Annotated in this window: 13 protein-coding genes; 10 read left to right on the top strand and 3 right to left on the bottom strand. The window is 62.5% G+C overall.

Annotated features, from left to right (window positions below; all coding sequences use genetic code 11):
• Positions 1–9: 9 nt before the first annotated feature.
• Positions 10–1,119, bottom strand: coding sequence for a type II secretion system protein GspL (gene gspL / locus IEW00_RS14950; protein WP_188515200.1), 1,110 nt, complete (start codon positions 1,117–1,119; stop codon positions 10–12).
• A gap of 102 nt (positions 1,120–1,221) precedes the next feature.
• Entirely contained in the window at positions 1,222–1,752 is a 531-nt protein-coding gene (locus tag IEW00_RS14955) for a DUF4345 family protein (RefSeq protein ID WP_188515201.1), read from the bottom strand.
• Positions 1,753–1,980: 228 nt separating this feature from the next.
• On the opposite strand from IEW00_RS14955, the gene IEW00_RS14960 reads away from it, so the two are divergent.
• From IEW00_RS14960 to IEW00_RS14985, 6 genes are all read left to right on the top strand, one after another.
• Positions 1,981–2,745, top strand: a complete 765-nt coding sequence (locus IEW00_RS14960) for an SDR family NAD(P)-dependent oxidoreductase (protein ID WP_188515202.1) — start codon at positions 1,981–1,983, stop codon at positions 2,743–2,745.
• A 16-nt stretch (positions 2,746–2,761) separates the two neighbouring features.
• On the top strand, positions 2,762–3,400 hold the full coding sequence (locus tag IEW00_RS14965) for a glutathione S-transferase family protein (RefSeq protein ID WP_188515203.1): 639 nt from the start codon (positions 2,762–2,764) through the stop codon (positions 3,398–3,400).
• A gap of 2 nt (positions 3,401–3,402) precedes the next feature.
• On the top strand, positions 3,403–4,374 hold the full coding sequence (locus IEW00_RS14970) for a thiamine pyrophosphate-dependent dehydrogenase E1 component subunit alpha (protein WP_229737068.1): 972 nt from the start codon (positions 3,403–3,405) through the stop codon (positions 4,372–4,374).
• A complete protein-coding gene (locus IEW00_RS14975; RefSeq protein WP_188515205.1) occupies positions 4,371–5,405 on the top strand; it encodes an alpha-ketoacid dehydrogenase subunit beta in 1,035 nt (344 codons plus the stop codon). The genes IEW00_RS14970 and IEW00_RS14975 overlap by 4 nt, the downstream gene beginning before the upstream one ends.
• Positions 5,405–5,635: a biotin/lipoyl-containing protein gene (locus IEW00_RS14980; RefSeq protein ID WP_188515206.1), complete on the top strand. Its 231-nt coding sequence runs from the start codon at positions 5,405–5,407 to the stop codon at positions 5,633–5,635. The genes IEW00_RS14975 and IEW00_RS14980 overlap by 1 nt, the downstream gene beginning before the upstream one ends.
• A 271-nt stretch (positions 5,636–5,906) precedes the next feature.
• Positions 5,907–6,335 carry a hypothetical protein gene (locus IEW00_RS14985; RefSeq protein WP_188515207.1) on the top strand — a complete coding sequence of 143 codons (429 nt, stop codon included), beginning with the start codon at positions 5,907–5,909 and terminating at the stop codon, positions 6,333–6,335.
• 161 nt (positions 6,336–6,496) lie between these two features.
• Here the strand turns inward: IEW00_RS14985 and crtY are convergent, their stop codons facing one another.
• Positions 6,497–7,672 carry a lycopene beta-cyclase CrtY gene (gene crtY, locus IEW00_RS14990; protein ID WP_188515208.1) on the bottom strand — a complete coding sequence of 392 codons (1,176 nt, stop codon included), beginning with the start codon at positions 7,670–7,672 and terminating at the stop codon, positions 6,497–6,499.
• Positions 7,673–7,760: 88 nt separating this feature from the next.
• Here crtY and IEW00_RS14995 point away from each other — a divergent pair, with 88 nt between their 5' ends.
• The 4 genes from IEW00_RS14995 (at position 7,761) to IEW00_RS15010 (ending at position 10,899) form a co-directional block, all read left to right on the top strand.
• Positions 7,761–8,552: a sterol desaturase family protein gene (locus tag IEW00_RS14995; protein ID WP_188515209.1), complete on the top strand. Its 792-nt coding sequence runs from the start codon at positions 7,761–7,763 to the stop codon at positions 8,550–8,552.
• 4 nt (positions 8,553–8,556) lie between these two features.
• Complete coding sequence (locus IEW00_RS15000) at positions 8,557–8,991, top strand: DUF2141 domain-containing protein (RefSeq protein ID WP_188515210.1); 435 nt, start codon at positions 8,557–8,559, stop codon at positions 8,989–8,991.
• A gap of 180 nt (positions 8,992–9,171) precedes the next feature.
• Entirely contained in the window at positions 9,172–9,621 is a 450-nt protein-coding gene (locus tag IEW00_RS15005) for a GtrA family protein (RefSeq protein ID WP_188515211.1), read from the top strand.
• A 24-nt stretch (positions 9,622–9,645) separates the two neighbouring features.
• Positions 9,646–10,899 carry a glycosyltransferase family 87 protein gene (locus IEW00_RS15010; RefSeq protein ID WP_188515212.1) on the top strand — a complete coding sequence of 418 codons (1,254 nt, stop codon included), beginning with the start codon at positions 9,646–9,648 and terminating at the stop codon, positions 10,897–10,899.
• Positions 10,900–11,065: the final 166 nt, after the last annotated feature.

Genomic DNA, 11,065 nt, shown 5'->3' on the forward strand with positions numbered 1-11,065 from the left:
CCTCTTTAATCATGGCGCCAGCACCGTGATATCGGCGACGGCCTGGCCGGTGGCATCGCTGCGCTGGGCGGCGGTAACGGTATAGCCATTGTTCTGCAGCGCGATCAGCACCGCGTTCAAATCTTCGACCCGGGGCGCGGCGATCATCGCGCCGATGATTCCGCCGGGTCGGTAATCGGCCTGGCGCAGGGTCACACCCGCAACGGGCTGCATCGCCGACAGCAGGCCTGCAAGCGGCACCGTTGCGATCGCGTTTCCAGCGCCGCGCGCAGCGAGCCGGGTATCGATCGCCTGTTCGGCCTGGGAAATATCGGTCGCCTCGGGCACCAGACGCTGCGCACTGGCGAGCGCGCGGCGTTCGGCAAGGTCGGCGCCCAGATAGTTCTTGCCGATCTCGATCAGCGGAATGGCAAAGCTGATCAGCAGTAGCGCACCCAGCAGCCAGGCCAGTGTCCGCCCTTGGCCGGTGCCCAATGCAAAAAGCGGCGTGCGGCGGGCAAAGCCACCCTGACGCAGGTTCAGCGGCGGATCGGCGAGGGCTGCGACCATTGCGGCGTCGCGTGCATCCTGATCGAGCGGTGCGGGCGGAGTCTCCCCCAGCAGCAACGCGCCTAGAGCCTCGTCCGGCGGAAGTACCAGATCGCCCAGACGGTCCACACCCAGATCGCCGAAGGTCGCGCTGACCGGCGTCTGGTTTGCGGGAAGCAGCAGCCCGACAGGTATCATCACATCGGGGTCAAGCCCGCGCAACGCCAGTTCGGCCATGTGATCTGCCAGCCGCGCGCGCGAAATCGTCGCACACAGGACTTGCATCGAATCTCCGCCACCCAACGCCCGGACGGCGACGAACAGGTCGCTTCCGATGCTGAGGTCTGCGGCACGATAGCGCGCGGCGGCCTCGGCCTGCGCGGCGCTCATATCGCCCATGTCGATGATGCGGATGACGGTATCGGCGGCGGGAATCAGCGCCATCACCGTGCCAGCGTCGGTATCCCTAGCGGCTGAGGGTGGGCTGAAATCCTGCCCTCGCGCAACGATATGACCGTCATCGGCGCGCCACCAATGCAGCGCGGCATCGGCAGACGCAGGGCAGGTGATGATCAGGCTGGACGTTGCCATGGGTCAATCAGGCCGGCCGGTTCGCCGAACGCGGGGCTGGAAGCGGGTCGAAGACAAGATCGCAAAACCCCCGAAAGGCGACAGAATCGAATGACGACAGCCCTAGACAATCGGTTGGGCCAAGTCACGGTCCCTTTGCAGCTGTGCTTCGTTTTGCGCGATCATATCGTTCTGTTCGGCCGCGAGCCGCTCTTCCTCGGCCGCCAGGCGCTGCCGCTCGATTTCGGCGGTCTTTTCAGCGGCCAGTTCCTCACGGCGGCGCGGGCTCAGGATTGCGAAGGCGGCGACCAGCAGCGCGACCGAGATCGCCTCGATGATCATCGACTGGGCGATGTTGGCGGTGATGCCGTCACTCATCAAGCCGATCGCGCGGCCAAGAAAGGCGAGTGCCACCATGCCTGCCGCGCCGAGCAGCCATTGGCGCTTGCCGGGGAAAAGCCCCACCAACGCCGCGATGCCGGTGCCGATGAAGAAACCGCCCATATCGGCGCGGATCGCGCTGGTTCCGGTCACGCCCTGTCGGCCGAGCTCGAACTGGGTGATGATTGACTGCGGATCGATCATGGCGCGCACGCCGATGATCACGAAAAGCGCCGCAAACCCGGCGACGAGCAGACGAATTACCCAGATCATGGCGGTTGTTCCTTATCCGTTGGCCCTCATCACCCCGTGTTATGGGCTTGGGATAGCTGTGTCCAGCACTCCCAGAAACGGTCCCGTGCACGTTTCGATCCCTGACCGGGCGGCACGCTCCGGCTTTGCGTAGGCCGTCTGCTGTCACTTTTGCTGGTTACGAGGGGAAGGTGATTCCGATAGCGTGGTGGCATAAAATCACGCGCGAAAAGCCAAGGAGAGCGGAAAATGGATCTGGGTCTGGCAGGCAAGAAGGTCATCATGAACGGTGGCGCACATGGGCTGGGCCTCGCTTCGCTCAGGCATTTCGCGCGCGAGGGCGCCGATGTCGCCTTCCTGTCGCGTGACCAGGCCAAGGTGGACGCTGCGGTCAAGGAGATCGACGGCTGCGGCACGGGCAAGGTGCATGGCACCGCGATCGATATCACTGGTGATGCCGAAGGCTACAAGACCTGGCTGAACGGCTGTCTTGAGGCGCTGGGGGGCTGCGATATCTTCGTCCATACCGCAAGCGCATCGGGCCAGGGCGCGACCGGCGACTGGCAGCGCTGCCTCGACATGGACGTCATGAACGCGGTGCACGGCGTGGAGGTCCTGACCCCGGCGCTCACCGAATCGGATTGCGGATCGATCATCTTCATGTCGTCGACCGCCGCGCTCGAGACCTTCGTCGCGCCCCAGGCATTCAACGCGCTGAAGGCCGCGCTGATCACTTATGGCTCGCAGCTGAGCCAGGCGCTTGCGGCGCAAGGCATCCGCGTCAATTGCATCTCGCCCGGCGCGATCGAATATCCCGGCGGCAATTGGGAGATGATCAAGGGCGTGGTGCCTGAGCTTTACGAAGGCACGCTCGCCAAGATGCCGATGGGCCGCTTCGGCGAGCCCGAAGAGGTCGCCAAGGCGATCGTTTTCGTCGCGAGCCCCGCCTGCCCGTATATGACCGGAGCGAATGTCGTCATCGATGGCGGCTTCACCCAGCGCGTCCAGTTCTGATCCGGAGACTGTTTTCATGAAGCTCTATCAATCGATCGGCCCCAACCCGCGCGTCGTGCTGATGTTCCTAGAGGAAAAGGGCGCGACGATTGATCGCGCATTCGTCGATATCATCGCGGGTGAAAACCGCCAGCCGGCGTTCACCGCGCTCAATCCGTTCGGTCAGGTGCCGCTGCTCGAACTGGACGACGGCAGCCACCTGTCGGAAAGCACCGCGATCTGCGGCTATATCGAGGAGAAGTTTCCCACGCCCGCACTGATCGGCAGCACCGCCGAGGAACGCGCGGTGACCAGCATGCTGGTGCGCAGGCTGGATTATGATGTCGTTGCCCCGATGACGATGGCGTTCCGGGGCTCTGAAGGCCTGCCGATGTTCCAGAGCCGGATGCGCTGCCTGCCCGAGGCCGCCGATGGCCTCAAGGCCTGCGTGCGCGATGGCCTCGCCGCGTTCGATGCCCAGCTGGCGGGCAGGACATGGCTGGCAGGTGATCGGTTCACGCTGGCCGACATCCTGCTCTATTGCCTGACCGAATTCGGCAAGCAGGTCGGCCAGCCGACGCCCGAGGACCTCGCCAATCTCGACGCATGGTCGGCGCGTGTCGCCCAGCGCCCGAGCGCGGCTGCCAGCATGAACGCGAAGACGGGGATTGCATGACCATGAGTATCGACCGCGAAAAACTGCTCGATATCTACACCCGCACGATGAAGGTCGCGCGGTTCGACGAGAAGATGCGCTCGCTGCTGATGAGCGGGAAACTCGCCACCATCTATTACACGATGCGCGGGCAGGAACTGGTAACATCGGCGATGATGGCAGCCTTGAACCAGGACGATTATCTCGTCACCACCTATCGCGGCCAGCACGACCAGATCGCCAAGGGGGTTCCGCTCGACCTGCTGATCGCCGAGATCGCAGGCCGCGCGACCGGTACCTGCAAGGGCAAGGGCGGGTCGATGCACATCACCCATCCCGCCACCGGGGTGATGGTCACCACCGGCGTGGTCGGATCGGGGCTGCCGATCGCCAATGGTCTGGCGCTCTCCAGCCAGAACAAGAAGGACGGCAAGGTCACCGTCACCTGCTTCGGCGATGGCGCGACCAATATCGGCGCGTTCCACGAGGCGATGAACATGGCGCAGCTCTACAAGCTGCCGGTGATCTTCTTCTGCCAGAACAACCATTATGGCGAGCACACCGCCTTTGCCGACCACACCAAGGTGGATTCGATCGTCACGCGGGCCGCCGCGTACGGAATGAAGGGCGTGAAGGTCGACGGCAACGATGCGGTCGCGATGTATGCCGCCGCAAAGGAAGCCGTCGACCGCGCTCGCGCCGGTGACGGCCCGACGCTGATCGAGGCGATGTGCTACCGGATGATGGGGCACTTCTTCGGCGCGGATTTCTCGTACATGCCGCCCGAGCATATCGAGGAAATGAAGGCGGAAGACCCGCTGCCCAAGCTCAATGCGCTGATGCTCGAGCACCAGTTCCCGCAAGCCGAGCTCGATGCGATCGTCGCCGGGCTTGAGGCGGAGCTGGAGGCTGCGGTCGAGTTCGCCTTTGCCAGCGCCTATCCGGACGCCGACGAAATCCGCAAGGACGTATTCGAAGAGGAGATCGCGGCATGAGCGACACCGCAACACTCGAAACCACCGCACCCCAGGCGAAGGTCAAGCAGATCACTGTGGTGCAGGCCTTGAACGCCGCAATCGACGAGGCGATGGCCGCCGACGAAGGCGTGATCCTGCTGGGCGAGGATGTTGCCGCCAAGCAGGGCGGCGGCGTGTTCAAGGTTTCGTCCGGGCTCAGCGAAAAGTACGGCGAGCATCGTATTCGTGCGACGCCGATTTCGGAGCAGGCGATCATGGGGGCGTGCGTCGGCGCGGCACTAGCGGGGATGCGCCCGATCGCCGAGATCATGCTGATGAACTTCGTTACCGTGGCGATGGACCAGATCGTCAACCATGCGGCCAAATTGCGCTTCATGTCGGGCGGGCAGACTAACGTGCCGATGGTCATCCGCACCACCACCGGGGTCGGCGTCGGCTTTGGCGGCCAGCATTCGGATATGCTGGAAGCCTGGTTCGCGCATGTGCCGGGCTTGAAGATCGTAACCCCCTCGAACGCTGCCGATGCCAAGGGGCTGATGCGCAGCGCGATCGAGTGCAACGACCCGGTGATCTTCATCGAGAACATCCTGTGCTACGGCCTCAAGTCCGACGATCCGGGCGCCGACTACCGGGTGCCTCTGGGCAAGGCGGCGATCGCGCGCGAAGGCTCCGACGTCACGCTGATCACCTATGGCCGCACCGTGCTCGATACGCTGGAAGTCGCAGAGACGCTGGCCGGTGAGGGCGTGTCGGTCGAGGTCATCGATCTGCGCACCATCGCGCCCTATGACGAGCCAACCGTTACCGCTTCTGTCCGCAAGACCGGCCGCGCGGTCGTGCTGCACGAGGCAGTGCGCAGCTATGGCACCGGCGCGGAAATCGCCTCGCGGCTGCACGAATCGCTGTTCAACGACCTCAAGGCCCCGGTACAGCGCATCGGCGGTGCGTTTTCCGCGGTGCCGATGGCGAGCGTGCTCGAACAGGCGTGGATCCCCAACAAGGACGAGATCACCGCGGCGATCCGCACGACGCTGGACTGGAAACGCTGATGCCGGCCGAAATCCGCATTCCCAAGCTGGGCATGAGCGTCACCGAGGTCACGCTGGTCGAATGGATGTTCGGTGACGGGGAGACGGTGGAGAAGGGCGACGTGCTCTACACTGTCGAGACCGACAAGAGCACCACCGAGATCGAAGCGCAGGACACCGGCGTGCTGCGCGTCACCGGCGAAGAGGGCGAGGCCTACAAGATCGGCGATGTGATCGGGACGATCGGGTAGGCGGGTTGCTGGGGCGGCGCTCTGCTCCGCGCATCCAGGCAGCGAGGTCTTCGGGGCCGATCGGACATACAATTCGCCCATCCGCCCCTGCGCTGTCGAGAAATAAGCTGCTATCCACGCAACGACCCCATGGCTGCCCTGCGCCGAGGGTGATAGGCTCCTTGCCTGCATTCCACCCGCCGCAAGGAGAAAGCCGCTGTCAGCCAGATCAGATCGCAAATCAATTTGTCAGGCGATTGCCGGAATTGACATCGGTCTGACTCACTTCGAGTTGGATGGAGCGCAGATCATTGCAGGTCCGTTAGCCACTTTGACGCCTTTTTGCTGGATTTTCATCCAGAAGATGCGTGACGAATATCGGATCGATTACGACACAGGCGTGATCGTCGCGGGCGATAAGCCAATGACCTTGGAGAGCCTCCAAAATGCCATCGGGGCGGAGGACTTCCTATGGAAGCACAACGTGTATCCGAAGGAATTTTCTCCGTTTTCCATCACGGATAAAAGGCTTCCGTCCGACAGTCTGATCTCCCGAATCCGCAGTTTCCTGCTGGAACATTCGAAACCTGAAGCAGAGGCAGAGGCGTTTGCGCGGGCGGGAAATACCGAGTTCCTGAAGGATTGTCGCCGGCTCAAGCCCAAGGCTTACAACCAGAAGCTGCTGGCAAAGCTGGAAGACCGCGTTCGCCTGCAGAGTTGAGGCGGTCGGCAGCCTGCCATGCAATTCCAGACTTCCTAACAGTGTGTGCCCAACACTGTGTGCCCAACATTTTGCGACTGCCCCGGACACCAGCCGCGCCTGGACCTTTGGGCTCAGGTTGAGCGGGGGTGGGTTTGGCATGGGTCCGGCAACCCGCAGTCCTAACTAAACAATCCCCGGATCGCGCGCCAGATCGGCAGCGGCGGGCGGCCGGCCAGGACACGGACCTTGTCGAAAAAGGTCGACTTGCCCGAGTAGAAGCGCGCGATCAGGCCATCGGGCAGCGTATAGAAGCGTTCGAGCACACGATAACGCTCATCGGGACCTGCCGCCTTGAACAGCATCTTGGTGAGCATCCGGTAGAAGCCGTCGGCCTCCCAGTGATCGAGGCTGGTCTTGCGGCTCATCTCGGCCAGCGCCGCGCCCGACAGGTCGGGCATCTCGGCGATATGCGCGGCAAGGCGCACCGCATCAGGCAGCGAATAGCCTGTAAGGCCGTGGAACAATGCCGCGCGCGTGCCCGCCTTGGCGACATCGCCGCCGGTCGATTGCCAGTATCCGCCGAAATCGCCGCCATACACCACCGGCAGCGCGCCGGTTTCGGTGCGGCTGACGCGCTCGATCTGCCAGCCCTTGGCATCGGCATAGGCGCTGATCCGCGCAGACAAGGCCTGGGTGTCGAGATCGGGGGTGTCGCTGTAATAGGTGTCCTCGACGAAGATTTCCATCGGGCTGATCGGCAGGCAATAGACGAAGCGATAACCGTCGATCTGCTCGACGGTCGCGTCCATCACGATCGGGCGGGTGAGGCCGTGCGGCTCGCTAAGGTGCAGCATCTGCCCCATGAACTTCTGCCAACCGCAGCGCAGATGGCGCACATTGCCACCGCCGCGCGCATCGATGACGCCGCCCGCCTCGATCCGCGCGCCGTTTTCCAGCACGACATTGGTCTGGCTCGCCGCCAGCGCGCGCACCCCGGTTACGATGTGGTGCGCGGGCAAGGTTTCGCGCAGATACTCGTCAAACCGGTCCGACAGGATCGAATAATAGCTCTCTTCGAGCGCGCGTTCGTGGCCCGGGAATTTCACGTCGTAACCACGCCAGCCATGGCAGACGAGCGGGGCGACCAGCCAGCGGTGCTTGTCGGCGACATCGGGCCCGAAGAACGACCAGATATGGTTGCCACCCAGCGATCCGCTCTCCTCGATCACCAGCACTTCCAGTTCGGGCCGCTTGCGGCGCAGCGCAAGCGCGATCAACCCGCCGGCGAGCCCGCCGCCCAGGATCGCCACATCGCATTTGAGAGTTTTGCTGGAGAGATTGCGCGGAGATTTCATGTCCCCCCCGCCCTAGCGCAGCCAGCGGCGAAGGGGAAGGGTGCAGGGACTGCTTTGCAGCGCAGCATAACCACGCTACAGCGGCGTAATGCTTGGATCCTCCCACATCGTGCTGTCCGCTCTGGCGATGACGCTGATCGTCGGCGTGCGCTATCTTGCGACCAGCGGCCTGTTTGCCTGGCTGACCGAAAAGGTGCGGCCGGGGCTGTATGGGGGCATGAAACCGCAGATTGGCCGGGAAATCCGCTGGTCGCTATATAGCACGGCGATTTATGGCATCCCCACCGGTATCGTTGCCTGGGGCTGGCAGAACCTCGGCTGGACCCGAATCTACACCGATTGGAGCGCGCTGCCGTTGTGGTATTTGCCGGTGTCGGTGTTCGCGTATCTGTTCGCGCACGATACCTGGTTTTACTGGACTCACCGGTGGATGCACCAGCCCAAATGGTTCCGGATCGCGCATGCGGTGCACCATGAAAGCCGCCCACCCACCGCTTGGGCTGCGATGAGTTTTCACCCGATCGAGGCGCTGACCGGCGCTTTCGTTATCCCGCTGCTGGTGTTCATCATCCCGATTCACATTGCGATGCTGGGGCTGGTGCTCTTCATCATGACGCTGATGGGTGTGACCAACCATATGGGCTGGGAGCTGTTTCCGCGCTGGCTTGTTCATGGTGGGTTGGGCAAAGGGCTGATAACGGCAAGCCACCATCAGCACCACCATGCGCGCTATACCTGCAATTACGGGCTATATTTCCGGTTCTGGGACAGGTTGTGCGGCACGGACAAGGGGCTGGGGGAATTCCCTGAAACGGGACGGCACACAATGGCGAAGGGTTCGGCAATCGATCCGGCCCGTTCGGCACATTCTGGGAGTTGATTACGTGGCACTGCTCAAGACCCTGGCGCTCGGCCTGGCCGCGCTGTTTGCCCTGCCCGGGGCCGCGCCGTTGAGCGATATCGATATCACCATTGATCATCTCCGCTCGTCCAAGGGACTGCTGCAACTGTGCCTCACCGCCAACGAGCGCAGCTTTCCCGATTGTGAGGATGATCCTGCCGCACGCCGCCTTACCGCACGGGCCAAGGACGGGGTTGCCCGGTTTGCTGGCCTGCCCGCCGGGCAATATGCGCTGGCGATCGTCCATGACGAGAACGGCAACAACAAGCTCGATACCTTTGCCGGAATTCCCAAGGAGGGCATCGGTTTCTCGCGCAATCCGAATTTCAGCTTCGGCCCGCCGCGATTCTCTCAGGTCCTTTTCGTAAACCAGGGGGCAGGGACCAGCCAGCGGGTGACGATCAAGTATTTCCTGTGACATGCAGGTCGCAACGCGGCTTTTGCGTTAACGAAATCTAAGCTCGCCAACCTTAGCCTTGCTCCAAAGCATCCTGCTGCACCTCTGCGGCTGGAGGCGATTACGGGGTGGTTCGATGGCCGTTGCAGAACGAAATCCGGAATTTGCGGCGCATCCCTGCTGGTGTGGAGGCATTCTGTCGTGAGCAATCTGACGGTGGCGCTGCATTACGGCGCCTTTGCCATCCTTGCCATGACCGCGAATCTTGGGATGCAATCGGCGATTCTGACGATCGATGACCGCGCTCTTATGTATTATGTCGCGCTCGCGGCCGGAACCGGTGTCGGACTGGTGGTCAAGTACATCCTCGACAAGCGCTGGATATTCGCCGACCCGAGCCGTGGCGTGGCCGCGCATTGCCGCAAGTTTTCGCTGTACACGTTGATGGGGGTGTTCACGACCGCGATCTTCTGGGCGATCGAAACGCTTTTCTGGTTTGCATGGAACACCCACGAGGCCCGCGTGACAGGAGCGCTGCTGGGGCTGGGGATCGGCTATTTCGTTAAATATCAGCTCGACCGGCGATTCGTGTTCACCGCACGCTTGGACGGTTCGATGGCGTATGCCGCTGCTGCCGTTCCGCGTGGCTGAGGCATAGGTCCCGACGCATCCACCATGACCGGACCCGTCTTTCATTCGCTCGCGACCAGCCGCCTGTTGCTCAAGGCCGTCTTGACCGTCGCTGCCATGCTGCTGGCTTTCGCTGCGGTTTCCTACCAGAGGTCGAATGACGCCGGCACTGAAGGCGTAGTGGTCGATTTCCACGCATATTACGTCGCAGGTTCGCTGGCGCTGGAGGGCAGGCCCGCAGATTCCTACGATCTGACAAAGATGATGGCGGCCCAGCGCGATTTCACCGGCGTGGACGTCTTCATGCCGTGGACCTACCCGCCGCCGTTTACGCTGTTCGTTACCGCGCTCGCGGCCCTGCCCCTGGGTCTGGCCTATGCGCTGTTCACGGCGCTGACCGCAGCGTTTTACCTGATCATCCTCAGGCGAATTGCGGGCGACGTTCTTCCCGGCGTGGTGATAGCCATATTGCCGATCATCATGCTTTCAGTGATGACCGGGCAGAACGGCTTCGTGACGGGCGGATTGGTCGGCATGTTCCTGCTGGCCTTCCTGCTTCGTCAGCCAAAGGCGGGCATCCCGCTCGGGCTGATGATCATCAAGCCGCATCTGGCCGTCGCGATCGCGCTGCTTTCGATGGCCGAGCGCCGCTGGCAGGCGATGTTTATCGCCACAGGCATAGTCATCACCGCGCTGTTGCTGCCCACAGCGGTCTTTGGCCTGGCGATCTGGCCCGCATTCCTCGACAGCGTGCGTGAATCGAGCCGCTTGCTGGCAGAAGGGCAATATCCGCTGTTCCGAATGACATCGATATACGCCGCTATTCGCAGCACCGGACTATCATCGGATGTTGCATTTGCGGTGCACGGTACGGGAGCTATGGTCGCGATCACATTGTTGTTGTACGGCTGGTGGCGAAACCTGCCCCCACAGATGCTGGCAGCAGCGGTCTGCGCGGCATCGCTGTTTATCAGCCCCTATAACTATGACTACGACCTGTGCATCCTTGGGGTGGGCGTTGCCTTCATCCTTAGCGACCTGCTCGATCGTACCCGGCCTCTCGAGCAGCTGGGCCTTCTGGCGCTGTTCTGGATCGGTTCGGGCTACGGGCTTTTCGCAGCGTTCTTGGGTGAGCGCGAAAACCCGGGGGTCGGCAATGAACCGTTGTCGCTGATGGCGCCGGCGCTGTTGCTGTTCGTGGTAATGGTGGCTTTGGTCATGCGCCGAGGCGTGCGTGAGACTTGGCCCGCAGGCGCAGTGCCTCCGATTCCCGAATCAGACGGACTGGCAAAGGCTTGATGCTTGCGAGTCGTTTGGGCGTCCAAGGACCCTACCAGATCCAAAGCGACGCAAAACGCGCCGGGAATGCCGATGGTTGCTTGGTTTCGAAGGATTTTTGAAAAAACCGTTTGACCCGAATCGGAGTGGTCCATATATGCCCTTTCACCGGACGGGACGCATCGTT

Source organism: Blastomonas aquatica (genome assembly GCF_014639875.1).
GTDB lineage: Bacteria > Pseudomonadota > Alphaproteobacteria > Sphingomonadales > Sphingomonadaceae > Blastomonas > Blastomonas aquatica.

Coding starts and splice junctions, on each gene's coding strand:
- IEW00_RS15010 (WP_188515212.1), top strand. CDS start 9,646: ATGACCGGACCCGTCTTTCATTCGCTCGCGACCAGCCGCCTGTTGCTC.
- IEW00_RS14960 (WP_188515202.1), top strand. CDS start 1,981: ATGGATCTGGGTCTGGCAGGCAAGAAGGTCATCATGAACGGTGGCGCA.
- IEW00_RS14995 (WP_188515209.1), top strand. CDS start 7,761: ATGCTTGGATCCTCCCACATCGTGCTGTCCGCTCTGGCGATGACGCTG.
- IEW00_RS14955 (WP_188515201.1), bottom strand. CDS start 1,752: ATGATCTGGGTAATTCGTCTGCTCGTCGCCGGGTTTGCGGCGCTTTTC.
- IEW00_RS14980 (WP_188515206.1), top strand. CDS start 5,405: ATGCCGGCCGAAATCCGCATTCCCAAGCTGGGCATGAGCGTCACCGAG.
- IEW00_RS14970 (WP_229737068.1), top strand. CDS start 3,403: ATGAGTATCGACCGCGAAAAACTGCTCGATATCTACACCCGCACGATG.
- IEW00_RS14975 (WP_188515205.1), top strand. CDS start 4,371: ATGAGCGACACCGCAACACTCGAAACCACCGCACCCCAGGCGAAGGTC.
- IEW00_RS14965 (WP_188515203.1), top strand. CDS start 2,762: ATGAAGCTCTATCAATCGATCGGCCCCAACCCGCGCGTCGTGCTGATG.
- crtY (WP_188515208.1), bottom strand. CDS start 7,672: ATGAAATCTCCGCGCAATCTCTCCAGCAAAACTCTCAAATGCGATGTG.
- gspL (WP_188515200.1), bottom strand. CDS start 1,119: ATGGCAACGTCCAGCCTGATCATCACCTGCCCTGCGTCTGCCGATGCC.